This is a genomic window from Immundisolibacter cernigliae (genome assembly GCF_001697225.1).
Taxonomy (GTDB): domain Bacteria; phylum Pseudomonadota; class Gammaproteobacteria; order Immundisolibacterales; family Immundisolibacteraceae; genus Immundisolibacter; species Immundisolibacter cernigliae.
The window spans coordinates 457874-484355 of sequence record NZ_CP014671.1; the positions used below are offsets into that span (position 1 = coordinate 457874).

Below are 26482 nucleotides of genomic sequence, written 5' to 3' on the forward strand. Positions count from 1 at the left end.
CCCGGCTGTGCCGGGCGATCGATGGCGATGCGTTTCCTCTTGTAGGAGCCCGGCTTCGCCGGGCGATCATCGCGCAGCGCAGCTGCGCTCCCACAGGACGACCATCCCTTGCAGGAGCCCGGCTTCCACGGACAATCATCGCGCAGCGCAGCTGCGCTCCTACCCGGTTTTTGCCGCTGCAGGCGCCAAGACATCCGGAACGGGTTTGTTCGGCGCTTCCCTTACAGCCCCATCAGCCGCCGATACCCGGCCCAGAACGCGCGCACGCCGTTCTCGTCCACGCCCATCACTTCCATGCTGTCGGTGCTGCTGCCGCCGCATTCGATGACCGAGGTGGCATCCAGGCTGCCGGCGATGCCCTGCTGGCAGATGTTGACCGCCTCGCCGTCTTCCATGGAGATGAACCCGGCCGGGCCGACCATGTTGTGCTGCTTCAGGCGATGCGCGGTCAGTGCCGGGCTGTCGTCGGCAAAGCCGTAGAAGGTCCACACCAGCTCCGTTCCTTCCAGGCCCTTGGTCTGAATCTGCCGCACGGCCAGCGTGTTCGAAATCTGCTGCAAGACGACGTTCGGGAACATCGAGTGGATGGTCAGCGAAATCTCGCCGCCCAGTTCCGGTATCCAGCGCAAAATTTCCGGGGCTTCCAGCTGGGCGTCCGATTCGGCCTTGCGCGCGCTGGCCTGCTGATAGTGCTCGATGCTCTGGTCGTCGGCCGGTTTGCACACCTGCAGCAGCTGGTGCAGCTTGTTGTCGGACAGGTGCACCCAACCGCGCTGGCCCTGCCGGTAGATGCCGAAGGTCGGGTAGAACAGGTGCAACAGACCGCCGTGGTAGCTGTCGCGCGAATTCTCGGCGTACAGCTTCCAGTTGCCGCTGAAGTACTGGCGGGCGTGACCGAGCACCGTAATCGGTCGCCCGAACAGGCGCTCGATGTTGGCGCAATGCTCAGCGCCCAGGTACTCGCGCAGCGGTAGCGTGGCGCTGTCGAAGGTACCGAAGATCATCTCGCCGACCGTATCCACCCGCAGTTGCTGCAGGCCGTGCCCGGCCATGTCGAAATCGGCCGGATAACCGCCCTTGCCGCCCAGGCCCTTGCGGAAGGGCACGCCGACGAGCTTGCCAGCGGCGTCGTAAGCCCACTGGTGATAGACACAGGTATGCGTGCCGTTTGCGCCCACATTGCCGCGCAGTTCACGACACACCAGCGCGCCACGATGCGCGCAGCGGTTGACCCAGCAGTGCAGCGCGCCGGCGGAATCCCGCGTCAGCACGACGGGCGTGTCGCCAACGAAGGTGGCCTTGTAGTCACCCGCGGCCGGCACCTCGGCGGCCAGACCCAGAAAGCTCCACACCGGGCCGCGGAAAATTCGCTCCTGCTCCTGGGCGTAGAGGACCTGGTCCTCGTACACGCGGTACGGGGCGCGCGTCTCGCCGGCCGCCGGCCAGCGCAGGGGTGTGTCGACGGATAGCGGTGCGTTCATGCGAACTCCTCCTGGTGCGTGTTTGCTGTGCGTGGGCGCCGAAGCATGCGCCCAGATATGGCGCATAACGATACCCGGAAATATTTCGCTGCACCCGTGTGTAAGGTGCATGGAATTGTCGTACGCTTCCGCGCGTTCGTGATTGTCGGACGTTTGTGCTTGTTTCCTCGCGGGAAATTGGCCTGATCCGTCCGCCGCTGCGGACCCAGGCACACGCCGCCCGACGGCTGATTTTCGTTTTTCCGAGACTTCGGAAAGCGCCGACGGACAGCGGTTTTCGATGACCCCGGGGCAGAATGTCGGCGCACTGAACCGCATCCGCCCCGTTATCCGGAAGCGATTTTCGACCATGACTTCGATCTACGTTGGCAACCTGCCCTTCTCCGCATCGGAAGACGAGCTGCGCGCGCTGTTCGAGCAGCACGGTACCGTCCACTCGGTGAAACTGATCAACGACCGCGAAACCGGCCGTCCGCGGGGTTTCGGCTTCGTCGAGATGGATCCCGCCGCGGCAGCCGTGGCCATCCAACATCTCAATGGCGCCGATTTTGGCGGGCGCGCCTTGCGCATCAACGAAGCGCAGGAGCGGGCCCCACGCCCACCGCGCCGTCCGCGCTGAACCAGCCGACGCGATCAGCGGACCCCGCGGCGTGCGAGCGCCGCGGGGTTTTTGTGTTTCTGATGAACCGGAGTGCGCACCATGGATACAGACCTGCAAACCCAAATCGAAGCGGCAGCTTTCCGCCGACTGCTCGAGCACCTGCAGCAACATACCGAAGTCCAGAACATCGACCTCATGAACCTGGCTGGTTTCTGTCGCAATTGCCTGGCCAAGTGGTACCGCGCCGCGGCCGCCGAACACAGTCAGACGCTCAGCGAGCCGCAGGCCCGCGAGGCGGTGTACGGAATGCCGTATGAAGACTGGAAACGACTCCATCAGAAATAGCCGCCGGCTGAGGTCGTCGCAGGCGCTGCTGGCGGCTGCGCCCGGGTCCATCGATGCCGGGTAGTACATTACCGACCGCCGCGGGACGGCAGAAGCAGGCCCCGCTCGGGAAACGCTGAATATTTCAGCGTTTCCCTTGGCACTGCCTGCGCTCGCACATGCATCAACCTTTCACCTCGGAGAAACTCAATGAACAACGCCCGTCGTGCGCGAATCGCCGGCCTTGCGCTGATCCTGCCGCTGACACTGGGAGCTTGTCGCGACGAGAAGGACAGCGCCGCCGAAACGCCGGCTGAAAGCACCGCCGCAGCGCCGGCGCAAGCCGTCGAATCGGCGCCTGCACCCGTCACTCGGACGCCCGCCGCGCCGGCCGAACCGGCGCCTGCGGCTCAGGCGGCTGCCGCGCCGCAGATATGTGCCGACTGCGGCACGGTCACCGATGTGCGCAGCTACCAGGTCAAGGGGGACGCCAGCGGCGTCGGTGCTGCCGTCGGCGCGGTGGCCGGCGGGCTGCTCGGCAACCAGATCGGCGGCGGCAGCGGCAAGAAAATCGCGACCGTGGCCGGCGTGGTCGGTGGTGGCCTGGCCGGGCACGAGGTCGAGAAGCGCCGCAATACCGAAACCCGCTGGGAAGTCACGGTGCAACTGGACAACGGCACGACCACCACGGTTCCGTACGCGCAGGCGCCGGGCCTGACCGTGGGCCAGAAGGTCCGCATGGTCAACGGTCAGGCCGTTCCGATGTAATCACGCGCCGCCCGCTCGCGCCGCGATGCCTCGACCTGCGATGCGAGTCGGCGCGGCGCTGCCCGACCGTCACCGGACCCGCCGAGTCTCTGCCTGTGACTGACCAACCTGATCCTCGCGCCGTGACACCCGCCGAGCTACCGCCGTTGCTGCATGAGTCAACGCAGCAGGTGCTTGCCGAGCTGCTGCAGCACCCGGCGCTGGCCGCAAGCAGCGCGCAATCGGAATGGCTGCAGGCGGCGCCGCGTGTGCTGGCGACCAGCGACTTCGTCGCCGACCTGTGTCTGGCGCAGCCACAGATCCTGGCCGGGCTGATCGACAGCGGCCGTCTGCAGGCGGCCGAAGACGCACCGACCCTGAATGCCCGGATCCGAACCACCCTGGCTGACCTGAAGGATGAGGCAGACCTGCGCCAGGCGCTGCGAGGACTGCGCCAGCGCGAGATGCTGCGCATCGCCTGGCGCGACCTGGCCGGCTGGGCTGATCTGGACGAGACGCTCACGGCACTGTCGACGCTGGCCGATGCCTGCATCGACGTTGCTCTGGCGTATCTGCACCGCTGGCAGGTGGAGCAGCTCGGCCAGCCGCGCGACGCGCAGGGCCAGCCGGTCGAACTGGTGGTGCTGGGCATGGGCAAGCTGGGCGGCAACGAGCTCAATTTCTCGTCCGACGTCGATCTGATGTTCGCCTTCGAGCGCGCCGGAGTCTGTGATGGACCGCGCGCCCTGGACAACGAAGAGTTCTTCCTGCGCCTGGCGCGCCGCCTGATCGGCGTGCTGGACGAGGCCGATGCCAACGGGCGCGTGTTTCGCGTGGACGTGCGTCTGCGCCCGTTCGGCACCAGCGGGCCGCTGGCGGTGTCCTTCGACGCCATGGAGGACTACTACCAGAACCACGGCCGCGACTGGGAACGCTACGCCCTGATCAAGGCGCGCCCGGTAGCCGGCGATGTGGCCGCGGGCGAACGGCTGCTGGCACTGCTGCGGCCGTTCGTGTTTCGCCGCTATCTGGACTTCGGTGCCATCGACGCGCTGCGCGCCATGAAGGCACTGATCGTCGACCAGGTACGTCGTGAGCGACTGGACGATCACGTCAAGCTGGGTGCCGGCGGCATTCGCGAGGTCGAGTTCATCGGCCAGGTGCATCAGCTGATCCGCGGCGGACGGGAGCCGGACCTGCGCTGCCGCGGCATCCGCCGGGTGCTGCGCCTGCTCGGCGAGCGCGGCCAGTTGCCGCAGTCGGCGGTCGATGAATTGCTGGATGCCTATACCTTCCTGCGCCGCATCGAGAACCGCCTGCAGATGTGGCAGGACCGGCAGACCCATCAGGTGCCGACCGATCCGCTGGACCGCGCGCGCCTGGCGCTGGCCATGGGTTACCCCGATTGGGAAAGCTGTGGCGCCGCACTGGACGCCTGGCGGGACCGGGTACATCGCCATTTCCAGTCCTTGCTGGGCGATTCGCAGGATGCCCCACCCGCGCAGCCGCTGTGGCCGGATCGGCTGGACCAGCCCGGCGCCGAGGCGGAACTGGCAGCACTCGGCTACACCGACCCGGCGCAGGCCCTCGCCCATCTGACCGCGCTGCGCGATGGGCGTGCCTGCCGCGTGGCCTCCCCCACCGCACGCCAGCGCCTGACCGCCCTGCTGCCGGGATTGCTGCGTGCCGCCGGCGGCACAACCCATCCGGAGCTGACGCTCGGGCGCCTGTGCACGCTGCTGGAGGCGGTGGCCACGCGCTCGGTGTACCTGGCCATGCTGGTCGAGCACCCGGCGGCGCAGGAACACCTGGCCCGCCTGATGGGCGCCAGCGCCTGGATCACCGACTGGATCACCACCCACCCGGTGGTACTCGACGAGCTGCTCGATGCGCGCACCCTTTACCAGCCGCAACATGCGCCGGACATAGAACTGGCCCTCGATCAGGTGCTGTCGGGCGTGGCCGCGGACGATCTTGAAACCGCCATGAACGCCCTGCGCGAGCATCGCCACGCCGCCGCGCTGCACGTGGCGGCCGCCGAGATTGGCGGCCTGCTGGACCCGGCCGAGCCCCCGCAGGCACTGACCGAACTGGCCGAAGTGCTACTGCGCCGCGCTTTGCTGCTGGCCCGCGCGCAGCTGGAACACCGCCACGGCCGCCCGCGTGACGCGACCGACCCCGGCCGCGAAGCACCGCTGCTGGTGATCGGCTACGGGCGCCTGGGCAGCGCTGAGCTCGGCTACGAATCCGACCTCGACCTGGTGTTCCTGCACGACGGTGCCGGCGGCAACAGCGACGGTCCGGCGCCGCTCGCCAACGAGACCTGGTTTGCCCGTGTGGTGCAGCGCCTGACGCACATCCTGACCACGCGCACCCCGGCCGGGCGGCTGTACGAGATCGACGTTCGCCTGCGCCCGTCCGGTAACGCCGGACCGCTGGTCACCACGCTGGGCGGCTTCGAGGCCTATCAGCTGTCGGAGGCCTGGACCTGGGAGCATCAGGCACTGGTGCGCGCCCGCCCGGTGGCCGGCGACACAGACCTTGGTGCCGCCTTCGAGGCCGTGCGCCAGCGCGTGCTGTGCCAGCCGCGCGATCCGGCCAAGCTGCTCGGGGAAATCGCCGACATGCGGGCGCGCATCCGCCAGGAAAAGCCGCTGCCAAAGGACGGCTTCGACCTGAAGCTGAGCCCCGGCGGCCGGGTCGATGTCGAATTCATCGCCCAGTACCTGGTGCTGGCACACAGCCACGCGCATCCGCAACTGGCCGTGCCGCGCGGCAGCGCGCAAATCCTGGCTCTGGCCGAAAGCTTGCAGCTGCTCGAAGCGGGCGTCGGCCAGGCTTTGGCCGCGGCCTTTGTCGAACTGTGCGCAATCGAGCGCCAGCAGACACTCAGCGGCGCCGGCGGCGTCATCGAGACCGAGCGCGCGGCGCCGCTGACGCAAACCGTCCGCGACGCCTGGGAGCAGATGTTCGGCGCCTGAGCCCGCCCCCCCGTCTTAGGGGGCGCTAGCGTTTCTTAGGCGAAGGTGACCGACGCCGAGCCCATGCCGCCGATGGTGACGCGCATGTGATCGCCGGCCTTGGCGCTGACCATGGTGGCCAGGGAACCGGACAGGATGACCTCGCCGGCCTTGAGCGGAATGCCGCGCCGGCCGAGCGTGTTGGCCAGCCAGGCGACCGCGTTCAGCGGATGGCCCAGCGTCGCTGCACCGGCGCCCAGGCCGACGATCTCGCCATTCTTCTCCAGGATCATGCCGCAGGTTTTCAGGTCTACCTTGCGCGGGTCGACCGCCCGGTCGCCGAGCAGGAACAGGCCGGCCGAGGCGTTGTCCGCCACCGTGTCCTGAATCTTGATCTTCCAGTCGCGGATGCGCGAGTCGCAGATCTCGAAGCACGGCATCACGCACTCGGTGGCGGCCAGCACGGCGGCATTGGTGATGCCCGGGCCGAGCAGGTCGCGCTTGAGGATGAACGCGATCTCGCCCTCCATGCGGGTCTGCATCAGCAGGCCTTCGATCGGCACTACGTCGCCGTCGTTGTAGGCCATGCCCGACATCAGGTGCCCGAAGTCCGGCTGGTCCACGCCCAGCATGGTCTGCACCGCCTTGCTGGTGGCGCCGATCTTCTTGCCGATGATGGTCTCGCCGTCGCGCTGCATGCGCCGCTGGATGATGCCCAGCTGAATCTGGTAGGCATCCTCGATGCTGATGTCGGCCTCGCGGGCGGTCAGCGGGTCCACCGATTGCGCGCCGCGCAGGGCCTGGTACAGCTCCTCGCTGTAGTGATCGATCCGGGTCTTGTCCATCGCGAGGGTCCTTACAGCTTGATGCAGATGTTCTTCAGTTCCGTGTAGAACTCCAGCGAGTGCACGCCGCCCTCGCGGCCGATGCCGGAGTACTTCATGCCGCCGAAGGCCGAGCGCAGGTCGCGCAGGAACCAGGTGTTGACCCACACGATGCCGGCCTCCAGCTGCGCCGCCACGCGGTGCGCGCGGGCCAAGTCCGTGCTCCACACGGTGGCGGACAGGCCGTAATTGGTGTCGTTGGCCAGTTCCAGCACCTCTTCTTCGGTGTCGAAGGGCGTCACCGTCACCACCGGGCCGAAGATTTCCTGGCGCTGCGCCTTGCAGTCGCGGCCCAGACCCACGATCACGGTCGGCTCCAGGAACGCGCCCTCGGCCAGATGCGCCGGCAGTCCGTCCGGACGCTTGCCGCCGGTCAGGAAGGTGGCGCCATCGGCCTTGGCCGAGTCCAGGAAAGTCTGCACGCGCGCCAGGTGCTCTTTGGAAATCAGCGCGCCCAGCGTGGTGGCCGGATCGGTCGGATCGCCCACCTTCACCGTGCTCTTGATGCGCGCCACCAGCTTGTCCAGGAAGGCCTGGTACAGCGGGCGCTGCACGTAGATGCGCGAACCGCACAGGCACACCTCGCCCTGATTGGCGAAGGACGAGCGCATGGTCGTCTCGATGCAGGCGTCGAGGTCCGCATCGGCAAAGACCAGGTTCGGGTTCTTGCCGCCCAGCTCGAAGGACAGCTTCTTCAGGCTGCCGGCCGCCGCGCGCATGATGATCTGCCCGGTGGTGGTCTCGCCGGTGAAGGTGATGCCGTCCACGTCCGGGTGCTCGGTCAGCGCCGAGCCGGCCGAATCGCCGCCAAAGCCGTTCACCACGTTCAGCACGCCCGGCGGCAGGATGTCCCTGGCCACGTCCGCCAGCAGGGCCGTGGTGGCCGGTGTTTCTTCCGAGGGCTTGATGATGACGGTGTTGCCGCAGGCCAGCGCCGGGGCGACCTTCCAGGTGGTCAGCAGCAGCGGGAAGTTCCACGGCGAGATGATGCCGACCACGCCCAGCGGCCGGCGCAGGGCGTAGTTCAGCGCCCCTTCCATCTCCCAGCACTCGGTGGCGACGTACTTGAAGTGCTCGGCGAACTGGATGAAGTTGGCGCTGCCGCGCGGGATGTTGACGTGGCTGGCGAGCGTGATCGGCATGCCGTTGTCGGCCACTTCGGCGGCCGCGAACTCGGCGGCGCGCGCCTGGATGCCGGCCGCCAGCTTCATCAACAGATCCATGCGCTCGGCCATGGGCATCTTGCCCCACGGGCCCTTGAGCGCCGCGCGGGCGGCGGCGACCGCCAGGTCGACCTCGGCCTTGCCGCCCTCGTGCACCTTGGCAATGACCTGGCCGGTGGCCGGGTTGATGTCGTCGAAGGTGCGCCCGCTGGCCGAGCCGACGAACTCACCGTTGATGAAGTGTTTGATTTCTTTCATGTCGCTTGCTTCAGGTCGAGTGTTGGGGCGCCGCTGGCGCCCGAATCTTCTTGGACGAAAAAGGGCGCAGCCGCCCTTTTTCCTGGTTCACCGCTGCCAGGGGCTCGCGCTGCCCCAACGCTTTCTCAAATCAGCCCGGATCGGCCGTCAGACCGGCCGCCGCAAGGCCGGCACGGGCGCAGATCTCGTCTTCTTCCTCGCTGCCGCCGGACACGCCGACGCCGGCGATGCAGTCCTGCCCCACGTACACCGGCACGCCGCCGCCGAACACCACCATGCGCGGCACCGCGGCGATGCCGGCCAGCAGACCCGGCGAGTTCATGCCCTCAAGCACCGGCCACCACTGTTTGGTGGGCAGGCCGAAACCGGCCGAAGTGGTGGCCTTGTCCTCGGCAATCTTGGCCGAGTGAAATGGCGCACCCGGATCGCGGGCGAAGGCCAGCAGGTTGCCGCCGCGGTCCATCACCGCCACCGCCACGCGAATGCCCAGTTCCTGGCCCTTGAGCAGGGCGCCGCGGGCCACCGTCAGCGCTGCTTCCCAGTGCAGGGTGGTCTGTTGCACGGTCTTGGTCATGACGCGACCTCAGGTATTGGCGGTGACGAAGCTTTCGACCATCTTGTGGCCATAGTAGAAGATGCCCTTGGGCGTCTCCTCGTGCGTCCAGGTGATGACCGGGTGGTCCGGGTAGCGGATGTAGCCGCCGTGGAAGGTCTCGTTGCGGTTGCCCGACGGGTCGAAGAAATAGATGGTCAGACCGCGCGTGAGGCCGTGGCGGCCGGGACCGTACTCCACCGGGATGTAGTTCTTGGACATGATGTCCGCGGCGTGGCGGATCTCGTCCCAGGATTCCAGGTGAAAGCTCACGTGGTGCAGGCGGCCCTTGGATTCTTCGTGGATGAAGGCTACGTCGTGGGCCTTGGTGGAGCAGGCCAGGAAGGCGCCGACCATGCTGCCGTCGGGCCCCACGATGCGCTCGCTAAGGTCGAAGTCGAGCGCTTCCTGGAACAGCTTGGCGGTTTCCGGAATGCTGTCGCCGTTGAGCAGTACATGGTCGAAGCGGCTCGGATGCATGCCCTTCAGGCCATCCGGCCACACATCCGGATTCACATCCGGCAGGCCGTTGCCGAAATGCTGCTTTTGGGCATACAGCTCGATCAGATGCCCGGACGGCGTCTCGAAGCGCACCCGCTCGCCGGTGCCCTTCAGCTCGCCGGCCGGGATGCGCTCGATGGCCACGCCGTAGTCGGTCAGGCGCTTGGCGTAGTGTTCCAGGGTCTTGGCGTCCAGCACCTTGAAGCCGTAAAAATCCATGCCCGGACGGTCGGCCTCGCGCAGCACGATACTGAACAGGTCCTGCTCGTCCCAGGCTTTCAGGTACACGCGGCCTTCGGCGTCGCGCGCGGTCTCGATCAAACCCACCATTTCCTTGTAATGGTGCAGCGCCGGGCCGAGTTCCATCACGCGCAACTGCACGTGGCCGGGGCGAAGAATGCCGGTCATGGCCATGGGGGAGTCCTCTTTGAGAAAGGTTGCAAGGCAGGGGTTCACACGCCGGCAATCCGGCCAGCGGACCGAGCGCCTCCGCATAGGACGGCGCCCGGCATATCGGCGGCAACTTTAAAGCTTTGTGATCGGCTTTGACAGCGCGGCCGCCCCACCCGCCGCTGCGGGCAGGGCAGGGCGGCTCAGCGCAGTTGGATGCGCCCGCCCGGTCGTCCACCCGCGCCGCCCAACCCGCCCATGCCGGCTTCCGGCACCACGATCGACGAGGCCTGCTCGCGGCGCATTTCCTGCAACTCGCGGGCGGTTTCTTCGAGCGCCTTTTGTGCCTCGGCCGGAAACTGGTCGAGCGCCTCGCGCAGCGTGGCGGCGGGAATCTCGAAATTCAGCGGCAGCGCGCCCATCGGCGTCAGGATCTGTGTCTGGCCGACGAACAGCACCGGCCGGCTGGCATCGGGCTGACCGTCGGCAGTCACCGGCTGCAAGCGGCGGATGCTGCCGACGCGGCGGTCGGTGAAGGTCTCTTCGATGTAAAGATCGTTCGTTTCCAGCTTGAATTCGGGCATCTGGCTCGACATGGCGGGCACCTGACGGGTTGCAGGCCCGCGTCGGTCGCCGGCCATTCCGCGGCATTTTAGCGTTGCCGGCGCGCCGATTACGATTCGTCGGCAGCAGGCGCAGGCACAATGCGCACGACCCTGCGCACCTGCCGCAACGCCGGCGCGCGGCCGGTATCCGAAAAAAGCAGCTGCCACGCGGCATTGGCAATCATTCGAGGAGAAACAAAGATGCGCTTCATCATCTGCGGCGCCGGCGGTCTGGGTTCGGTCATCGGCGGCATGTTGGCGCGCGCCGGCGAGGACGTGACGCTGGTCGGCCGGGCCCGCCACATGGACGCCATCAAGGCCAACGGCCTGCGCATCAGCGGCATTTACGGCGATTTCGTGGTGCGCGAGAACCTCAGCTGCGTCACCCACCCGCGCGATGCGGTCGGCGAGTTCGACCTGATGATCCTGCTCACCAAAGCCAAGGACACCGAAACTGCCCTGTCCGAGGCGCAGGCCATCCGGGATCGGGTGCGCATGGTGTGCTCGTTCCAGAACGGCGTCGGCAAGGAAGAGCGCCTGCGCGAGTGGGCCGGGCACGACAAGGTGATCGGTGCCTCCACCATCGAGGGCGGCGTGCTGCTGGAGCCCGGCCACACGATGGCCGGCTTGACCACACCGACCACGGCCTACTTTGGCGAACTCGACGGCGGCATCACGCCGCGCATCGAGCAGGTCGTGGCAGCCTTCCAGAAAGCCGGCTTCGGCACCCGGGCGGTGGCCGACATCCGTCAGGTGCTGTGGGAAAAGCTGATGCAGATCGGCACCGCTTCCGGCTGGTCGGTGAGCACGCTGGGCCTGCCGCTGACCTTTCCGGATGGCCTTGAAGTACGCGAAGGCGCCGTCAACTACATCGCGCTGGCGCGGGATTTCCTGAAGGTCTACAAGGCCATGGGCTACGAACCGCAGAACTTCTACGCGCCAATGGGCCAGTTCCGGGAATTCGACAGCCTGCCGCTGGACCAGGCGGTGGACCTGATGATGACCGTCGGCGCGCGCTTTCGGGAGCGCGCCAAGGCCAGCGGCGAGACCGAGGGCCGCACCTCCATGCACCAGGACCTGCACCGGCGGCGCAGGATGGAAGTGGACGTGATTCTGAAACCCTACCTCGACCAGGCCGCCGAACTGGGCATCGACGTGCCGGTGCTCGAGTACGTCTACGGCGTGGCCAAGGTGCAGGACTCCGTCCTGGCCGACTGAGACGGCGGCTGCGGTCAGCGCTTTTGGACCACGATGCGGAAGCGCTCGCCGTCCTGGCTCGCCTCGACCAGCAGGTCGCCGGACTGTTCACAGAAGGCCGCGAAATCACCCGGCGCCTTGGCGTCGGTGGCGATCACCCGCAGGCGCTGGCCGCTGTGCATGGTGTTCAGGGCGCGGCGGGCCTTGAGCACAGGCAAGGGACACAGCAGGCCGCTGGTGTCGAGTTCCTGGGTAATGGACGATTCGGTCATGGGGGCTGTGCAGTGGCGTAACTCCGGCTAAAGCATACTGTCTTAGCCGATACCGTTCGCCCTGCCCTTGCGCCCGTCCATGCTGCGTCGCCTCGTCTGCCTTGTCCTGTGCCTGTGCCTGCCGGTCGCGCAGGCGGAAATTGCCTTGCCCGAAATTGGTGACGCCGCCGGCGGGCTGCTGTCCGAACAGCTCGAACAGCGCATCGGCGTGACCTTCATGCGCCAGGTTCGCCAGGGCCTGCCGGTGCTGGACGATCCGCTGGTCGCCGGTTATGTGGCCGGACTGGGCCAGCGTCTTGGCCGCAACAGCGGTGACGGGCAGCGCGGCTTCAGCTTCTTCGTGGTGGTCGACCCCACGCTGAACGCCTTCGCCGGCCCGGGCGGCCATATCGGCGTACACAGCGGCCTGATTCTGACCACCCAGACCGAGGACGAGCTGGCCTCCGTGCTTGGCCACGAAATCGCGCACGTCACCCAGCGGCACCTGCCGCGCGCCTTCGAGCACCAGCAGCGCATGACCATGCCGACCATCGCGGCGATGCTGGGCGCCATCATCCTGGGCGCGTATGGCGGCGGCGACGCGGGCGTGGCGGCCATCACCGCCGTGCAGGCCGGCGCGGTGCAGAACCAGATCGACTTCACCCGTCAGAACGAGTCCGAAGCCGACCGCATCGGCATCCAGACCCTGGCAGCCGCCGGCTTCGACGCCCGTGCCATGGCCGATTTCTTCGGACGCATGCATCAGGCATCGCGGTTCTCGGCCGGCGAACAGCTGCCGGCCTTCCTGCGCACCCACCCGGTGACCCTGGATCGCGTCGCCGAGTCACGGGACCGGGCGCAGCGCATGCCCGGCCGCCGCCTGCCGGACAGCGGCATGTTTCTGCACATGGGCGAGCGCGTGCGAGTGCTGACCGCCAGCGGGCCGGCCGAGGCGCTGCGCTACTACGAACAGAACGCCATGCCCGGTGAGGCGCAGGCGGCACGAGCGTGGCGCTACGGCGAGGCGCTGGCGCTCATGCGCGCCGGCCGTATCCCGGCGGCGGGCGAGCGGCTGATCGCCCTGCGCACCGAAGCGCCCGAGTTCCTGCCGTACCAGGTGGCGCAGGTGGAGCTGGCCCTGACCGCCAATCAACCGGCGGCCGCCAGCGCGCTGGCACGCGCCGACCTGAAACTCTACCCGGGCAATCAGGCCCTGATGATCCTGCTTGCCGAGGCGGAACTGCGCACCGGCCATCCGGCAGCCACGCGCGCCCTGCTCGGCGACCAGGCACACCAGGCAGACCCCGCGCCGCAGGTTCTGGAGCTGCTGGCGCGGGCCGCCGACCAGCGCGGCGACAAGATCGAGGCCTTCCAGATGCGGGCCGAATACCATGTGCAGAACGGTCGTCTGGAGCTGGCCATGGAGCAACTGCGCCGGGCCAGCAAGCTGCAACCGATTGCGTTTGCGCAGCTGGCCACCATCGAGGCACGCCTGCGCCAGCTGCAGGACGACCTGGAATTCGAGCGTCAGTTCTTCGGCCGCCGCGCATTGACCGTGAACTGACGGCCGGCCGACAAACCCCACCACGCCGCTGGCGATCCAGGGCCCCGCCGTGCGGCGGCGCCCCGTGGGAGCGGCGCCCTCGCCGCGAATTCGAAGCACGGCCCCTGCGGCCTGAAGATTCGGCCCAGGGACGGGCCTCCCACGCCCGGCCGATGGGTGGTGAAAATCATTCGGCCCGAGGGCGGGCCTCCCACGGGGTTTTCTTGTGGGAGCGGCACACCCGCCGCGAATCGGACCGCCGGCAGCGTGATTCGGCTCACGCCGCCCCGTGCCTTTCAGCCCGCCAGCGCAGCCATCCGTTCGCGCTGCGCGACCAGCGTCGCGCGCTGCTCGGCGAATTCCGCAAGACGTGCCCGCTCGGTGTCCACGACATCCTGCGGCGCCTTGTCGACGAAGGCCGGGTTGGCGAGTCTGGCCTCGGCACGAGTGATGGCTTGCTCGAGCTTGACGATTTCCCGGCCCAGGCGGTCCATTTCTGCACTGGCGTCGACCAATCCTTCCAGCGGCAGGCGCACGGTCAGGTCGCCGACCAGCGCCATGGCCGCCTGCGGCGCGGCTGCGTCGGTCACCCACTCGACGCTGGCCACGCGGGCCAGGCGGCGCAGCAGGTGTTCGTTGCTTTCCAGGCGTGTGCGCACGTCGCCGTCGCCGCTGAGCAGCACCGGCACCGGCTGCCCTGGCGGCAGGTTCAGTTCCGCGCGCAGGTTGCGCACGGCGCGCACCACCTCGACCAGCAGGCCGATCTGGGCGACGGCTTCGGCGGTTTCTTCCGCGTCCTGATCGAAGTCCAGGGCCAACGGCCAGGCTGCCAACATGATCGTGTCGCCCTTCTTTCCGGCGCGCGGCGCTACCTGCTGCCAGATCTCCTCGGTGATGAAGGGGATCAGCGGGTGCGCCAGGCGCAGCAGGGCTTCCAGCACTTCGACCAGGGTCCGGCGCACACCGAGCGTGTGCGCCGGATCGGCATCCGGCTCCTGCAACACCGGCTTGGCCAGTTCGATGTACCAGTCGCAATACCCGCCCCAGGCGAACTCGTACAGGGCGCTGGCCACGTAATCGAGCCGGTACTCGGCGATCGCCGCGTCCACCTTGGTGATCGTCTCGGCAAGACAGCGGCGAATCCACCGTTCCGCTGGCCCGTAGCGCACCGGCTCGGCGGGCAGCGGTGGCATGCCCTCGGTGTTCATCAGCACGAAGCGGGCGGCGTTCCACAGCTTGGTGCAGAAGTTGCGGTAACCCTCGCAGCGGGCCAGATCGAACTTGATATCCCTGCCCAGCGTTGCCTGCGAGGCAAAGGTGAAGCGCAGCGCATCGGTGCCGTAGGCCGGGATGCCCTGCGGGAACTGCTTGCGCGTGGCCTGCTCGATCTTTTTGGCCATCTGCGGCTGCATCAGGCCGGCGGTGCGCTTGGCGATCAGCGTGTCCAGGTCCACGCCGTCGATGATGTCCAGCGGGTCCAGCACGTTGCCCTTGGACTTGCTCATCTTCTGACCTTCGTGATCGCGTACCAGGCCGTGCACGTAGACCGTGCGAAACGGCACGTTGTCGTCTATCCCGACGTCGACGTCGGGGTCGACGACAACATCGGCGTCGGCGTCGGCGTCGGCCGGGCGCATGACCAGACCCATCATCACCATGCGGGCGACCCAGAAAAAGATGATGTCGAAGCCCGTGACCAGCACGTCGGTCGGGTAGTAGCGCTTGAGTTGCAGCGTCCGATCAGGCCAGCCCAGCGTGGAGAACGGCCACAGCGCCGAGCTGAACCAGGTGTCGAGCACGTCCTCGTCCTGCGACAACGGCAGGTCGGCCGCAAGATTGTGACGGGCGCGCACGTCGGCCTCGTCGTTGCCGGCATAATCCTTGCCGTCGAGGTCGTACCAGACCGGAATGCGGTGCCCCCACCAGATCTGCCGGCTGATGCACCAGTCCTGGATGTTCTCCAGCCACTGCGCGTAGGTCTTTTCCCAGTTGTCCGGAATCAGTTTGATGTTGCGGGAGCGCACGGCTTCCAACGCCGGCCGGGTGATGGCTACCAGCCCGCCGGGGCCGGGCTTACCGTCCTGACGTGTCTCGCGCGTCAGGTCCACGTACCACTGATCGGTGAGATAGGGCTCGAGCACCGCGCCGGAGCGGTCGCCGCGGGGGACGGCATGGCGGTGTTCCTTCACTGCTTCGAGCAGCCCGGCGGCGCCGAGGTCGGCGACGATCTGCTGGCGCGCGGCGTAGCGGTCGAGGCCGCGGTATTTCTGTGGGATCAGTTCGATGGTCCAGGCGCCCTCAAGCGGCGCGCCGGAGTGCATCCGTAAGCCGTCCTCGTCAGGGGGACCAAGTTTGAGATCGTCTGCTCGGAGTTCCTTGATCTGCGCATCTTCAGTGAGGACGTTGATCAGTCCCCCGTTGGGCAGCGTCGCGAATACCGGTTCATCCCGATGTCGCAGCCAGACCTGGTAGTCGTTGAAATCGTGCGCCGGGGTGATCTTCAGACACCCGGTGCCAAAGGCCGGGTCCACGTAATCGTCCGCGATGACCGGAATCTGCCGGTCGCACAGCGGCAGCTGCAAAGCCTTGCCGATCAGGTGCCGATAGCGTTCGTCGTCCGGGTGCACGGCCACGGCGGCGTCGCCCAGCAGCGTTTCCGGGCGCGTGGTGGCGACGGTCAGGTAGCCGCTGCCGTCCGCCAGCGGATAGCGGATGTGCCACAAGTGGCCGGGCTCTTCCTCGCTGACGACCTCGAGGTCCGACACCGCCGTGCGGAGCACCGGGTCCCAGTTGACCAACCGCTTGCCGCGGTAGATCAAACCGTCCTCATGCAGGCGCACGAACACTTCGGACACGGCCTTGGACAGGCCGGCGTCCATGGTGAAGCGCTCGCGCGACCAGTCGCAGGAGGCGCCCAGCCGGCGCAGCTGGCGCGTGATGGCGCCACCGGACTCGGCCTTCCACTGCCATACGCGCTCCAGGAACGCCTCACGGCCCAGGTCGTGACGGGATTGGCCTGCAGCGGCGAGCTGGCGCTCGACCACCATCTGCGTGGCGATGCCGGCGTGGTCGGTGCCGACCTGCCACAGCGTGTCCCGGCCCTGCATGCGCGCGTGGCGGATGAGCAGGTCCATCACCGTGTTGTTGAAGGCATGCCCCATGTGCAGGCTGCCGGTGACGTTCGGCGGAGGGATGACGATGCAAAAGGGGTCTTCGCCGGTGCCGGATGGCTTGAAGTGGCCGGCACGTTCCCACTGGTCGTACCAGCGCTGTTCGATGGCTGCGGGGTCGTAGTTCTTGTCCATGGGGCGGCGCCGGCAGCGGCGCGGGATCAGGCGGTGGGTGGGGTGCCGGCCAGCAGTTCGCGCAGGCGGGTATCGAGCTCCTCGCGCACGGCGCCACGCAGGCGCTGTTCGGTCAGGGCCAGCTCGTGCGCGAGGCGCCGCTCCAGGCCATTGCCGATTTCGGCCAGCAGCGCGTGCAGCAGGGCCTGTGCATCCGCGTCGGGCGGCTCGACTGCGGCAAGGGGCGGGGGGCTTAGCGGATCGGTCGCGCCGGCTGGCGGCAGTGGCGAGGTGCTTTCTGTCTCGACCTGTTCGGGCGCGCTCGCGTCAGCCCAGGGCAGCGGCAAATCGTCCTCTTGAAGCGGCGGCGCCGCGACGGCGGGCACATCCGGCGCCGGCTCGGACAGCGGCTGCTCGAGCGGCTGCGGGACACGAAAGTCGTAGACCTGCTCGCCAGGCGTGGGCTTGGGCGTGAAGTCGATGTCGAACACGAACTCCGGCGTTGCCTGCCCTGTCCCCTCGCTGGCCGACGCATCGGTGCGCAGGCGACCGGGCACGACGATTTCGGTCAGGGTCGGGATGTCGTCGTCGTCCGGCAGTTCCGGGTCACGGATTTCGCCGTTCATGCGCCACCTCCGAACGTGTGCTGGCGCAGCGGATAGCCGCGCTCGCGGTAAAAACGGTAGCGCGCCCGGGCGCGGTCGCGGCCCGGCGGATCGGCCGGCACCAGCTCCAGCACGCGCCGAAAACCGCTGAAGAAATGCGGTACCTCGTCAGCCAGGTTCAGCAGTACCTCGCCCGGCTGTGCCGGCGGCTGCCAGCCGATCCAAACCGGCGCCCGGCCGGGCATGCCCACCAGCCGGTGCGGCACGAAGGAACCGGCGCTGAAACTCCACAGCCGGGCGTCGAGCGCGTGGGCGGCCGCCTCGTCCGCCACGTGCACATGCACCTCGCCGCCGCGCCGGTGGACCGTGTCCAGCAGGCGGCAGACGAACTGCTGCGGGTCGGGCGGCGGATCGCCCTCCAGCACGTAGAAATCGACCTCCGCCATCAGCCGGCGACGCGGTCCAGCAGGTACTGCACCAGCAGACCCACCGGCCGGCCGGTGGAGTTCTTGTCCTTGCCGGACTTCCAGGCGGTGCCGGCAATGTCCAGGTGCGCCCAGCGCAGTTTTTCCGTGAAGGCCGACAGGAAGGCCGCCGCGGTGATGGTGCCGGCCTCGCGCCCGGCCACGTTGGGCAGGTCGGCGAAGGGGCTTTTGAGCTGCTCCTTGTAGTCGTCCCACAGTGGCAACTGCCAGGCGCGGTCGTGCGCCGTGCGCCCGGCGGCGAGCAGCGCGTCGATCAGCTTCTGGTCGTTGCCCAGCAGGCCGTGGGCGTGGTTGCCGAGCGAAACCACGCAGGCACCGGTGAGCGTGGCGATGTCGATGACGGCGTCCGGCTTGAAGCGCTCCACGTAGGTCAGCGCATCGCACAGCAGCAGGCGGCCTTCGGCGTCGGTGTTCAGAATCTCAACCGTCTTGCCGGCCATGGTTTTGACGATGTCGCCCGGCTTGACGGCGTTGCCGTCGGGCAGGTTCTCGCTGGCCGGGATCACGCCGATCAGGTTCACCGGCAGCTCCAGCAGCGCCGCGGCCTTGAGCGTGCCCAGCACCGAGGCGGCGCCGCACATGTCGAACTTCATCTCGTCCATGCCGGCGGCGGGCTTGATGGAGATGCCGCCCGAGTCGAAGGTCACGCCCTTGCCGACCAGCACCAGCGGCGCCGCCTTGGGCTTCCCGCGCAGGTGCTTGAGCACGATCAGCTTGGGCGGCTGGCGACTGCCCTGCGCCACCGCCAGCAGCGCGCCCATGCCCAGCTCGCGCATCTGCGCCTCTTCGAGCACTTCGATATGCAGGTCGTGCGCCTTGGCAAGGGCCTGCGCCTGCTCGGCCAGATAGCTCGGCGTGCACACATTGGCCGGCTGGTTGCCCAGATCGCGCGCCAGCGTCACCCCGGCGGCGATGGCCTGGCCCTGCTTCAGGGCGGTGTCGAGTGTCTTGGCCTGACGGGCGCCGCAGCCGATGGCGAGTGTCTTCAGGTGCTGCTTGCCCGGTTCGCGCTTGTACTCGGTGAAGCGGTACAGCGCGTGATCAGCGGCCGCGACGGCCGTGCGCACGCGCCAGGCTTCGTCGTGTCCGGCAACGGCAAGTTCCGCAAGGTAAAGAGCCGCATCGGCGCCGTGCAGCCGGCCCAACGCGGCAGCAGCGGCAGCGACGATGCGCTGATAGGTGCCTTCGTGCAGCTCGCCGGCCTTGCCGCAGCCGACCAGCAGCACGCGTTCGGCCTTGATACCGGAAAGGCCGCGCAGCAGCAGCGTCTCGCCCGGCTTGCCGCTGATGTCACCGGCCTTGACTGCCGCGCTGATGGCGCCATCGGTGGCCTTGTCGAGCAGCTTGGCCGACGGCGTCAGGGCGCGCGAGGCGAACACGCCGGCCACCACGCAGCCGCCCGGCTGATCGGTGACGGGCAGACGGGTGAGCTCGAATTGCATTGAAAAGGCGCTCCGCTATTGGGTTTGCGGCATTCTAACAGGCCACCGCAGAGGCTCTGGGGGCGAGGGCGCGGGAGCGACCGGCGCAAAAACACCTCACTGGCAGGGTACGCCCACCGCCTGCTGTGCGTTAATCCGCACCTGGACATAATGACCGCCCGCACGAGGAGACGATCATGACCGACCCCGCCCCCGCCATGAGCGGAGCCGTCAAGGCGATTCTGATCGGCCTGGGCATCGTCGTGCTGGCCGGCGGCGCTGCGCTGGTGCTGATCAGGCCCGGCGCCTCGTCCTGTCAGGGCGTGTTCGAGCAGACCGCGCCGAGGCTCGAGGCGAATATCGAGCTGATAAAAAACAAGGGCGGCTTCGCCGTCAGCCAGGAAAAGGTGCAGGAACTCACCGAAGGCGCCCAGAAAGTGGGCCTGCACCTGAAGACCTGCTGCAGTGTGCTCGAAGGCGGCAAGCTGAACCCGGACCAGTTCCAGCAGTGCATTGCGCGGGCGTCTGCGTACGACCGGCAGATCGCGGAAACGGCCCGCCAGGTAGATGTCGCCGCCACGGCACAGGCGCAGGGCCAGACCGCTGTCGTCGAGCAGCAGAAGACGCAGATCGCCAGCAGCCTGAAAAGCGCCGCCAGCGAGGTGACGGCGCTTGGCCGGCAGGTCGCCCAACTGGCCCCACAGCCATCCGGCCAGCCTGACGCCACCACCCGCAGCGGCTCGGAGCGCGAGCCCAACGACAACAAGACGAGCGCCGCCGAGATCGCCATCGACACACCCATCGAGGGCGAGATTGCCAGCACCGAGGACAGCGACAACTTCAAGTTCACGTCGGGCGCCCGCGTACGCGAGCGGGTCATCGTCAGACTGGAAAACCGCTCCGACACGCTGCGTCCGTACGTGAAGGTGTTCGGGCCCGACAAGGCCGCGCTGCAGGAGGCCTACAGCGGCACCGCCGGCGCCGATACGGAACTGGCCTTCACGGCCGAGCCGGGCAAGCTCTACTACGTCGAGGTCAACCCCTATGGCACTAGCGGCAACTACACCTTAAGTGCCCTGCCGCAGGCGGCATACGACCGCTTCGAACCCAACGACGATCCGATCCGCGACACGCCAAGCGCCATCACCGTCGGTGAAAGCATCGACGCCAACATCCTGGACGAGCAGGACAAGGACTGGTACCGGCTCGCCGCGGCGCCCGGCGAATCCTTGCGGATAACCCTGGAAAACCGCTCCACGACGCTGCGCCCCCACGTGGTCGTCTACAACGCCCAGCGATCCCAGATCAAGGAAGGCTACGACGGCACCGTCGGAGCGTCGCTGGATTTCAGCGTCGATACTACCGCCGACTTGACGTATTACCTTGAGGTCAAGCCATTCAGCAGCGGTTCAGGCAGCTACCGCCTCACGGTGCAATGAACAGGCCGGCCCCGGTTTGCCGTCACACCTGATACAGGTCGAAATACGACGGCACGCAGTCGCTGAGCAGGGTGATTTTCTTTTTGGCGATCCGCCACGCGCCCGACTGGCCAGTCAACAGGTAGTCGTAAAAGCCGAACAGGCTGCTGGCGGCTTTTTCCTTGTAGCTGTCCACGCGCCAAGTGGCGTGCACGGTCAGGCTGCCGGCGTTGCTGCCCAGCAGGCGCACGTTGTGCACGGCGTGACACGTGCGCGGCAGCACGCGGTGCGCCGGGGCGGCGGCCGACTGGATGCGCCAGACGCGCTCTTCGAGTCCGGCCCGGCTGTCGTAGTAAACCAGCGAAACCTCGCCGCCGGGGTCCGCCGTCGGCACGTCCTCGCTTTTCCAGGCCGGCACCCAGAACTCGCAGTCCGGCGTGTACAGCGCCAGCCAGTCGTCCCAGCGGCGCTGGTCGAGCGCCGCCGCCTCGTCGAACAGCAGGCGCTGGGCCTGATCGAGCAGTTCGACGTTGGTCATGCGCGCGCTCCGGCCGCCGCCTGCGCGGGCTGGGCACCGCCGGCCTTGTGCATGCGCGCCAGCCATTCCCGGTAAAAGCCGCGAAACACGGTCTCGTCCTGGATCTCGACCCCGCTGCACGACTCCAGCGGCCGGATGCCGATGTCCCTGGCGTGGCTGTCCGGACCGGCGATCACCTTGTCCATGCCGCGGGCGAAGCCCTGAATCCACTCGCTGTGCGCGTCACCAAGCCCGCCGGCGTGGATGTCCTCGTAGCAGGCCACGTCGTCCGGGGTGGCAATGCCGCTGGCGTTGAAGAAGTCCTCGTACTGACGCAGCCGGCGACGGCGCCCCGCGGCCGGCTCGCCGCGCGGGGCCAGGCAGAACATGGTCATCTCGGTGCGATCCGGCGCCAGCGGGCGGATCACCCGCAGCTGCATGCAGGCGCTGTCCACGAACTGGATGTTGGGAAAGAAGTTCAGCACCCGCGGGCGGAACATCCACTCCACCTGCTGCGGGTCGACGCCGCGGTCGAGCAGGTCCGGGCGCATCGCCCACAGGGCGCGGTTCTCGCGCAGCGGGTCGGTGCCCCAGAACACGGTGTGGCCGTGCGGGAAGGTGTAGGTGCCCTGCTCCTGCCCCGCCAGCGCGCCCAGGTTCACCGCCTTGACCTTGTCGGCACCGGCAGCGGCGGCCTCGCGCGCGCCACGCTGCTGCACGATCTTGGCAAACGTGGAGTGCACCGTGGTCAGGTGGTAGATGTCCATCGTGTTCTCGACCTGGAGCTTCCAGTTGGCGCGAAACACGTAGGACACCTCGCCGGGCAGGATTTCCATGCCCTGCGCCGACTGCTGGGCGAAGGTGTCGATGAAAAACCGCGCGTCGCCCAGGTAATCCGCGAGCGCAGGCACGTCCGCCGGCAGGGCGCCGAACACGAAGCCCTGGTAGCTCGCCAGCCGGCCCAGCGGCTTGAGGTCATGGCTCTGCCGGCCGAAGGACGGCGCGTAGCCGGCCTGCGGCTGGTCTTTGATCTTCACGCACTGCCCGGCGGAATCGAAACACCAGGCGTGATACGGGCACATCTGCACCTGCGCGTTGCCCTGGCGAGCCGTGTACAGGCGCGTGCCGCGATGTGGACAGGCGTTGACGAAGCCGCGCAGCGCCCCGTCCTGCCCGCGCAGCACCACCACCGGCGTTCGACCGATGTGGGTGGTGTAGTAGTCGTTGGCGCTGCGCAACTGGCTTTCGTGACACAGATACACCCAACTGGCCTCGAACACGTGCGCCATTTCCAGCTCGAAAAGCTCGGCGTCCCGAAACAGGTCGCGATGCACATTGAACTGGCTCTGCGCCGGCTGGTCGACGAAGTAGCGGCCGGGGTCGGTCAGCGCCGGGTGGCGGCCGTCAGTCACTCGCATGTCCATGATTCCCCTCCTCTCAGTTCACAGCCACGCCGGGCAGCGCGCCGGTGTGCCGGCCGTGGTCGAACACCAGGCGGCCATTGACGATGGTGCAGTCCACGCCGCGCGCCTCGGCGATCATGCGTTTGCCACCGGCCGGCAGATCGGCCACCAGGTGCGGGCGGCGGTCCGAGCCGACCGTGGCGGGGTCGAACACCACGATGTCCGCGAAGTAACCCTCCTTCAGCAGGCCCCGCTCGCGGATGCCGAACAGGCCGGCGGCTTCAGACGTGATGCGCTGCACGGCGCGCTCCAGGCTCATCAGCTTGCGTTCGCGCACCCAGTAGCCGAGCAGATAGGTCGTGTAGCCGGCCTCGCACAGCATGTCCACGTGCGCCCCGCCGTCGCCAAGACCAATGCGGATGCGGGGGTCGGTGAGCATGCGGGCCAGGTTGGCCTCGTCCGAGTTGGCCACTGCCACCCGAAAGCGCGTGTTCACGTCGTCCGCAATCGCTAGATCCAGGAACGTGTCGCACGGGTCGGCGCCGCGCTCGGCGGCGATGTCCGCCACCGTGCGCCCCAGCAGCGGCTGCAGGTCCGGGTTGTCCGCCGACAGCAACTCGAAGTGGTTCCAGTCGCGCACCAGCGAGCGGCCCTCGGCCATGTCGGCGCGGAAGGTGCGCCGGAAAGCGGTGTCCGCATACAGCGCTTTCTGCACCTCGACCGGCTGGTTGAAGGCCGCCTTCCAGGCCGGCAGCGGCGCGAACATGAACGGATTGCGCACGTCCGCCTCGGCCATGAACGGCCGCACCACGGTCTGCGGATAACAGCCTCTGGCGGTCAGGTGCCCTGCCCGCTCCACGGCGGCAAAGGCGCAGCCCGGACTGGAATTGAGGTCCAGCAGCGTCAGCCAGGTCACCGGCCGGCCGCTTTGCTCGCACAGCAGCTCCAGCAGGGCGACGTCCTCGTCCTGCAGGTGCGCCAGTTTTTTGGTCACGGCGATCTCGATGCCGCCGCGACCATGTTTGCCCACCGTGCGGGCATAGGCGGCGAACTCGTCGTTGCTGGTCAGGCGACTGGCCAGCGGCGTGCCGTTGTAGCCGACGTGGTTGGGCTGCTGGGACGAACTGAACCCCAGCGCCCCGGCCGACAGTGCATCCCCCAGCAGGCCGCACAGCGTCTCGGTCTCGGCCGCCGTCGCGGCGCGCTCGCTGGCCGCCTCGCCCAGCGCATAGGTCCGCAGCGGCGACAGCGGCACCAGAAAGCCCAGATTGATGGCGCTGCCCCGCCCCAGCGTGGCGGCCATGAACTCGCCAAACGACTCCCACTGCCAGTCGATGCCGGCCTCCAGCACCTCGCGCGACATCGCCTCCACGTTGATCAGATCCCACAGCGCGCGTTCGCGCGTGTCCGGCCGGCACGGCGCCAGACCCACGCCGCAGTTGCCGATCACCGTGGTGGTGACGCCGTGCCAGGCCGTGGGCGTGACCAGCGGATCCCAGGACAACTGCGCGTCGTAGTGCGTGTGCGGGTCGATGAAACCGGGCGCCACCACCCGGCCGGTGGCGTCGACGGTCTGCGTCGCCTCGCCGGTGATCTGGCCAATCTTGACGATGCGCCCGTCCCTGACCGCCACATCGGCCACAAAACCGGCGCCGCCGCTGCCATCCACCAGCGTGCCGCCGCGGATGACCAGGTCGTAGGCCATGACGTTCTCCTCGTTGAAATCGCTTTGTCCGTCCCTGACCGATGGGTCCGGGCGTCCCTGCCACGGCCATTTACGGCATGGTAGCAGCACCAGAACGGTCGTTCAGTCACGCCGCTGGACCGGGCGCGCGGCGCCGCCGACAATGCCAGCAACAGCCGCCGGCATCCGGCCGCGGCGCGAGTGCAGGAGCCAAGCCATGCTGTCGATGAAAGCCGTTGTCGTGCGCGACCAGAACCAGTACGCCGTCGAGACCGTGAACCTGGACCCGCCCAAGACCGGCGAAGTGCTGGTGCGCATCAAGGCCTGCGGCGTGTGCCACTCGGACATCTCCATCATCAACGGCACCATCCCGCAGCCGTTCCCGGCCGTCATCGGCCACGAGGGCGCCGGCATCGTCGAGCAAATCGGCGAGGGCGTGCGCACCGTCAAGCCCGGCGATCACGTGGTGATGTCCTTCGTGCCGCGCTGCGGCGAGTGCTTCCACTGCCTGCACGACCAGCCGTTCCTGTGCACCGTCAGCCCGCCGGACGGCACGCTGTTCGACGGCACCAGCCGCATCCACCAGGACGGCAAGCGCTTCTACACCATGTCCTTCCTGGGCAACATGGCCGAGTACGCCGTGGTGCCGGAAGCCTGCGTCGTGTCCGTGGACAAGAGCGTGCCGTTCAAGGCCGCGGCGCTGGTCGGCTGCGGCGTTACCACCGGCGTCGGTGCCGTCATCAACACCGCCGAGGTCAAGCCCGGCAGCACCGTGGCCGTGTTCGGCTGCGGCGGCGTGGGCCTCTCAGTGATCCAGGGCGCACGCATTGCCGGCGCGCGCATGGTGATCGCGGTCGATCTGTCGCGCGAAAAGCTGGAAATGGCCAAGGGCTTTGGCGCCACCCACACCGTGGAACCGGGCAGCGACCCGGTCAAGGAAATCATGGGCCTGACCGGCGGCATTGGCGCCGACTACGCCTTCGAGGTGGTCGGCATCGGCAAACTGGTGGAGACTGCCTTCAAAGCCACCCGCCGCGGCGGCATGACCGTGGTCGTCGGCGTCGGCAGCAAGGACGACCGCTACTCCTTCAACAGCCTGATCCTGCCGTTCACCGCCAAGACCGTGAAAGGCTCCATGTACGGCAGCGCCAACTTCAAGGTCGACTTCCCGATGTTGCTCGACCTCTACAAGGCCGGCAAACTCGACCTTGACCACATGGTGACCCGCACCTACACCATCGACGAAGCCGGCCAGGCGTTTGCGGACCTGGAAGCCGGGCGCAATGCACGGGGGGTGATTGTGTTTGATTGAGTGGGCCTGGCGTTTTGAGGCGGCCAGGGTGGACAATCTGGCGCACCGCCCCAACCGTTTGATTTGCCGACGAAATGCCAGACTCTTTGTTCAAGGTTATACGCCACTTGGTGTACATTTTACATTAGACCCAACTTTATACCGATACGCGCTATTGTCAGTTTCTAAACGAAGAGAACGGAGGGCCGGAGCATGTTCAAACTAATTTGTCACGCCACAAAGAACTACGCCAGCATCAAGTTGTTGGACCGCGGTTCGGACGCGCTACTCTTTCGATATGTGCCATATTTTCAGCGCGATTTACCACCAAATGCAAAAAAAGTAATGTCCGAGCTGATCAGGCGGCAGTATTTAGACGTAACGGATAGAGCGCTCACATTTGAGGAAGCTGCGGCCTGCAAGCTCATTGTTCTCTACCAAATGCACGCGGCGGTTGGCCGTGAACAGCATATTGAGGCAGCAATGGATCGTTTTGAAAGCGACTTCTCGAACAAACTGTCGCCCAAGTACGCGATGGCGCTAAATGCACGAAGAATTTTTTGACATACTGGGTTTCCAGTCCGCGTAGGGCGGAATAGCGTAGCCCGCGTAGGTTGGGCTGACGCAGGAAGCCCAACGTCGTTTACACCGATACCGGGGCAAAAAGGCTGCCATGCGCAACCTGCCCGACGGAGCGCTTTCTGTTCGCGGTTCGTGTGGGGAATGCAAGACGCGCGGGCTTCGCGAGCGTGTTTTTCGGACGACGGTTGAATCTGTTGGGCTTCCTGCGTCAGCCCAACCTACATGAACTACGCTACATGGAGATGTAATGGCTGATCCAGCAATTTCCTTCGCTAGTAATTTTGATGCCAGCTTC

At 67.3% G+C, this 26482-nt stretch carries 24 protein-coding genes; 9 read left to right on the plus strand and 15 right to left on the minus strand.

The window, feature by feature from the left end:
* Positions 1-221: 221 nt before the first annotated feature.
* Positions 222-1481 (minus strand): Rieske 2Fe-2S domain-containing protein, encoded by a 1260-nt coding sequence (locus PG2T_RS02200; RefSeq protein WP_083214705.1) that lies wholly within the window; start codon positions 1479-1481, stop codon positions 222-224.
* Between the two features lie 349 nt (positions 1482-1830).
* Here PG2T_RS02200 and PG2T_RS02205 point away from each other — a divergent pair, with 349 nt between their 5' ends.
* The 4 genes from PG2T_RS02205 (at position 1831) to glnE (ending at position 6134) form a co-directional block, all read left to right on the plus strand.
* Positions 1831-2100 carry an RNA recognition motif domain-containing protein gene (locus PG2T_RS02205; RefSeq protein WP_068802623.1) on the plus strand — a complete coding sequence of 90 codons (270 nt, stop codon included), beginning with the start codon at positions 1831-1833 and terminating at the stop codon, positions 2098-2100.
* An 81-nt stretch (positions 2101-2181) separates the two neighbouring features.
* Entirely contained in the window at positions 2182-2427 is a 246-nt protein-coding gene (locus PG2T_RS02210; protein ID WP_068802624.1) for a DUF1244 domain-containing protein, read from the plus strand.
* A gap of 189 nt (positions 2428-2616) precedes the next feature.
* On the plus strand, positions 2617-3174 hold the full coding sequence (locus PG2T_RS02215) for a glycine zipper 2TM domain-containing protein (RefSeq protein ID WP_068802625.1): 558 nt from the start codon (positions 2617-2619) through the stop codon (positions 3172-3174).
* Between the two features lie 146 nt (positions 3175-3320).
* Positions 3321-6134, plus strand: coding sequence for a bifunctional [glutamate--ammonia ligase]-adenylyl-L-tyrosine phosphorylase/[glutamate--ammonia-ligase] adenylyltransferase (gene glnE / locus PG2T_RS02220; RefSeq protein ID WP_068802626.1), 2814 nt, complete (start codon positions 3321-3323; stop codon positions 6132-6134).
* 35 nt (positions 6135-6169) lie between these two features.
* Here glnE and dmpE read toward each other — a convergent pair whose 3' ends face one another.
* The 6 genes from dmpE to PG2T_RS16205 all read right to left on the minus strand — a co-directional run bounded on the left by dmpE (position 6170) and on the right by PG2T_RS16205 (position 10718).
* On the minus strand, positions 6170-6958 hold the full coding sequence (gene dmpE, locus PG2T_RS02225) for a 2-oxopent-4-enoate hydratase (RefSeq protein WP_068802627.1): 789 nt from the start codon (positions 6956-6958) through the stop codon (positions 6170-6172).
* A gap of 11 nt (positions 6959-6969) precedes the next feature.
* Entirely contained in the window at positions 6970-8418 is a 1449-nt protein-coding gene (locus tag PG2T_RS02230; protein WP_068802628.1) for a 2-hydroxymuconic semialdehyde dehydrogenase, read from the minus strand.
* A 130-nt stretch (positions 8419-8548) separates the two neighbouring features.
* Complete coding sequence (locus PG2T_RS02235; RefSeq protein ID WP_068802629.1) at positions 8549-8992, minus strand: GlcG/HbpS family heme-binding protein; 444 nt, start codon at positions 8990-8992, stop codon at positions 8549-8551.
* A 9-nt stretch (positions 8993-9001) separates the two neighbouring features.
* Positions 9002-9925: a catechol 2,3-dioxygenase gene (locus PG2T_RS02240; protein WP_068802630.1), complete on the minus strand. Its 924-nt coding sequence runs from the start codon at positions 9923-9925 to the stop codon at positions 9002-9004.
* 179 nt (positions 9926-10104) lie between these two features.
* Positions 10105-10497 carry a hypothetical protein gene (locus PG2T_RS02245; RefSeq protein WP_068802631.1) on the minus strand — a complete coding sequence of 131 codons (393 nt, stop codon included), beginning with the start codon at positions 10495-10497 and terminating at the stop codon, positions 10105-10107.
* Positions 10498-10574: 77 nt separating this feature from the next.
* A complete protein-coding gene (locus tag PG2T_RS16205; RefSeq protein ID WP_158513128.1) occupies positions 10575-10718 on the minus strand; it encodes a hypothetical protein in 144 nt (47 codons plus the stop codon).
* On the opposite strand from PG2T_RS16205, the gene PG2T_RS02250 reads away from it, so the two are divergent.
* Positions 10708-11724 carry a ketopantoate reductase family protein gene (locus PG2T_RS02250; RefSeq protein ID WP_068802632.1) on the plus strand — a complete coding sequence of 339 codons (1017 nt, stop codon included), beginning with the start codon at positions 10708-10710 and terminating at the stop codon, positions 11722-11724. The two genes, PG2T_RS16205 and PG2T_RS02250, sit on opposite strands and share 11 nt — an antisense overlap.
* A 14-nt stretch (positions 11725-11738) precedes the next feature.
* Here the strand turns inward: PG2T_RS02250 and PG2T_RS02255 are convergent, their stop codons facing one another.
* Positions 11739-11975, minus strand: coding sequence for a sulfurtransferase TusA family protein (locus tag PG2T_RS02255; RefSeq protein ID WP_068802633.1), 237 nt, complete (start codon positions 11973-11975; stop codon positions 11739-11741).
* Positions 11976-12054: 79 nt separating this feature from the next.
* Between PG2T_RS02255 and PG2T_RS02260 the strand changes: the two genes are divergently transcribed.
* The gene (locus PG2T_RS02260; RefSeq protein WP_068802634.1) at positions 12055-13518 is read left to right on the plus strand and encodes a M48 family metalloprotease; all 1464 of its coding nucleotides are present in this window, start codon (positions 12055-12057) and stop codon (positions 13516-13518) included.
* A gap of 275 nt (positions 13519-13793) precedes the next feature.
* Here PG2T_RS02260 and PG2T_RS02265 read toward each other — a convergent pair whose 3' ends face one another.
* From PG2T_RS02265 to PG2T_RS02280, 4 genes are read right to left on the minus strand one after another with little or no spacing between them, the layout of a single operon-like run.
* Positions 13794-16802 (minus strand): valine--tRNA ligase, encoded by a 3009-nt coding sequence (locus PG2T_RS02265; RefSeq protein ID WP_068802635.1) that lies wholly within the window; start codon positions 16800-16802, stop codon positions 13794-13796.
* Positions 16803-16828: 26 nt separating this feature from the next.
* Positions 16829-17407, minus strand: coding sequence for a hypothetical protein (locus PG2T_RS02270; RefSeq protein WP_068802636.1), 579 nt, complete (start codon positions 17405-17407; stop codon positions 16829-16831).
* Complete coding sequence (locus PG2T_RS02275) at positions 17404-17832, minus strand: DNA polymerase III subunit chi (protein WP_068802637.1); 429 nt, start codon at positions 17830-17832, stop codon at positions 17404-17406. Before PG2T_RS02275 ends, PG2T_RS02270 begins: the two co-directional genes overlap by 4 nt.
* The gene (locus PG2T_RS02280; RefSeq protein WP_068802638.1) at positions 17832-19313 is read right to left on the minus strand and encodes a leucyl aminopeptidase; all 1482 of its coding nucleotides are present in this window, start codon (positions 19311-19313) and stop codon (positions 17832-17834) included. Before PG2T_RS02280 ends, PG2T_RS02275 begins: the two co-directional genes overlap by 1 nt.
* Before the next feature lie 176 nt (positions 19314-19489).
* On the opposite strand from PG2T_RS02280, the gene PG2T_RS02285 reads away from it, so the two are divergent.
* Positions 19490-20731 (plus strand): hypothetical protein, encoded by a 1242-nt coding sequence (locus PG2T_RS02285; RefSeq protein ID WP_068802639.1) that lies wholly within the window; start codon positions 19490-19492, stop codon positions 20729-20731.
* Positions 20732-20753: 22 nt separating this feature from the next.
* Here the strand turns inward: PG2T_RS02285 and PG2T_RS02290 are convergent, their stop codons facing one another.
* From PG2T_RS02290 to PG2T_RS02300, 3 genes are read right to left on the minus strand one after another with little or no spacing between them, the layout of a single operon-like run.
* Positions 20754-21248, minus strand: a complete 495-nt coding sequence (locus PG2T_RS02290) for an aromatic-ring-hydroxylating dioxygenase subunit beta (RefSeq protein WP_068802640.1) — start codon at positions 21246-21248, stop codon at positions 20754-20756.
* Positions 21245-22651 carry an aromatic ring-hydroxylating oxygenase subunit alpha gene (locus PG2T_RS02295; protein WP_083214708.1) on the minus strand — a complete coding sequence of 469 codons (1407 nt, stop codon included), beginning with the start codon at positions 22649-22651 and terminating at the stop codon, positions 21245-21247. Before PG2T_RS02295 ends, PG2T_RS02290 begins: the two co-directional genes overlap by 4 nt.
* A gap of 13 nt (positions 22652-22664) precedes the next feature.
* A complete protein-coding gene (locus PG2T_RS02300; RefSeq protein WP_068802641.1) occupies positions 22665-24335 on the minus strand; it encodes an N-acyl-D-amino-acid deacylase family protein in 1671 nt (556 codons plus the stop codon).
* 196 nt (positions 24336-24531) lie between these two features.
* Here PG2T_RS02300 and PG2T_RS02305 point away from each other — a divergent pair, with 196 nt between their 5' ends.
* Positions 24532-25626, plus strand: a complete 1095-nt coding sequence (locus tag PG2T_RS02305; RefSeq protein WP_068802642.1) for a Zn-dependent alcohol dehydrogenase — start codon at positions 24532-24534, stop codon at positions 25624-25626.
* 192 nt (positions 25627-25818) lie between these two features.
* Positions 25819-26169 carry a hypothetical protein gene (locus tag PG2T_RS15925; protein ID WP_145930960.1) on the plus strand — a complete coding sequence of 117 codons (351 nt, stop codon included), beginning with the start codon at positions 25819-25821 and terminating at the stop codon, positions 26167-26169.
* Positions 26170-26482: the final 313 nt, after the last annotated feature.

Bases quoted from the DNA above. Each gene is read 5' to 3' on its own strand.
- PG2T_RS02260 (WP_068802634.1), top strand. From the start codon at position 12,055: ATGCTGCGTCGCCTCGTCTGCCTTGTCCTGTGCCTGTGCCTGCCGGTC.
- PG2T_RS02230 (WP_068802628.1), bottom strand. From the start codon at position 8,418: ATGAAAGAAATCAAACACTTCATCAACGGTGAGTTCGTCGGCTCGGCC.
- PG2T_RS02305 (WP_068802642.1), top strand. From the start codon at position 24,532: ATGCTGTCGATGAAAGCCGTTGTCGTGCGCGACCAGAACCAGTACGCC.
- PG2T_RS02285 (WP_068802639.1), top strand. From the start codon at position 19,490: ATGACCGACCCCGCCCCCGCCATGAGCGGAGCCGTCAAGGCGATTCTG.
- PG2T_RS02200 (WP_083214705.1), bottom strand. From the start codon at position 1,481: ATGAACGCACCGCTATCCGTCGACACACCCCTGCGCTGGCCGGCGGCC.
- PG2T_RS02300 (WP_068802641.1), bottom strand. From the start codon at position 24,335: ATGGCCTACGACCTGGTCATCCGCGGCGGCACGCTGGTGGATGGCAGC.
- dmpE (WP_068802627.1), bottom strand. From the start codon at position 6,958: ATGGACAAGACCCGGATCGATCACTACAGCGAGGAGCTGTACCAGGCC.
- PG2T_RS02270 (WP_068802636.1), bottom strand. From the start codon at position 17,407: ATGAACGGCGAAATCCGTGACCCGGAACTGCCGGACGACGACGACATC.
- PG2T_RS02245 (WP_068802631.1), bottom strand. From the start codon at position 10,497: ATGTCGAGCCAGATGCCCGAATTCAAGCTGGAAACGAACGATCTTTAC.
- PG2T_RS02290 (WP_068802640.1), bottom strand. From the start codon at position 21,248: ATGACCAACGTCGAACTGCTCGATCAGGCCCAGCGCCTGCTGTTCGAC.
- PG2T_RS02250 (WP_068802632.1), top strand. From the start codon at position 10,708: ATGCGCTTCATCATCTGCGGCGCCGGCGGTCTGGGTTCGGTCATCGGC.
- PG2T_RS02215 (WP_068802625.1), top strand. From the start codon at position 2,617: ATGAACAACGCCCGTCGTGCGCGAATCGCCGGCCTTGCGCTGATCCTG.
- PG2T_RS02295 (WP_083214708.1), bottom strand. From the start codon at position 22,651: ATGGACATGCGAGTGACTGACGGCCGCCACCCGGCGCTGACCGACCCC.
- PG2T_RS02210 (WP_068802624.1), top strand. From the start codon at position 2,182: ATGGATACAGACCTGCAAACCCAAATCGAAGCGGCAGCTTTCCGCCGA.
- PG2T_RS16205 (WP_158513128.1), bottom strand. From the start codon at position 10,718: ATGAAGCGCATCTTTGTTTCTCCTCGAATGATTGCCAATGCCGCGTGG.
- PG2T_RS02280 (WP_068802638.1), bottom strand. From the start codon at position 19,313: ATGCAATTCGAGCTCACCCGTCTGCCCGTCACCGATCAGCCGGGCGGC.
- PG2T_RS02275 (WP_068802637.1), bottom strand. From the start codon at position 17,832: ATGGCGGAGGTCGATTTCTACGTGCTGGAGGGCGATCCGCCGCCCGAC.
- PG2T_RS02265 (WP_068802635.1), bottom strand. From the start codon at position 16,802: ATGGACAAGAACTACGACCCCGCAGCCATCGAACAGCGCTGGTACGAC.
- PG2T_RS02240 (WP_068802630.1), bottom strand. From the start codon at position 9,925: ATGGCCATGACCGGCATTCTTCGCCCCGGCCACGTGCAGTTGCGCGTG.
- PG2T_RS02205 (WP_068802623.1), top strand. From the start codon at position 1,831: ATGACTTCGATCTACGTTGGCAACCTGCCCTTCTCCGCATCGGAAGAC.
- PG2T_RS15925 (WP_145930960.1), top strand. From the start codon at position 25,819: ATGTTCAAACTAATTTGTCACGCCACAAAGAACTACGCCAGCATCAAG.
- PG2T_RS02255 (WP_068802633.1), bottom strand. From the start codon at position 11,975: ATGACCGAATCGTCCATTACCCAGGAACTCGACACCAGCGGCCTGCTG.
- PG2T_RS02235 (WP_068802629.1), bottom strand. From the start codon at position 8,992: ATGACCAAGACCGTGCAACAGACCACCCTGCACTGGGAAGCAGCGCTG.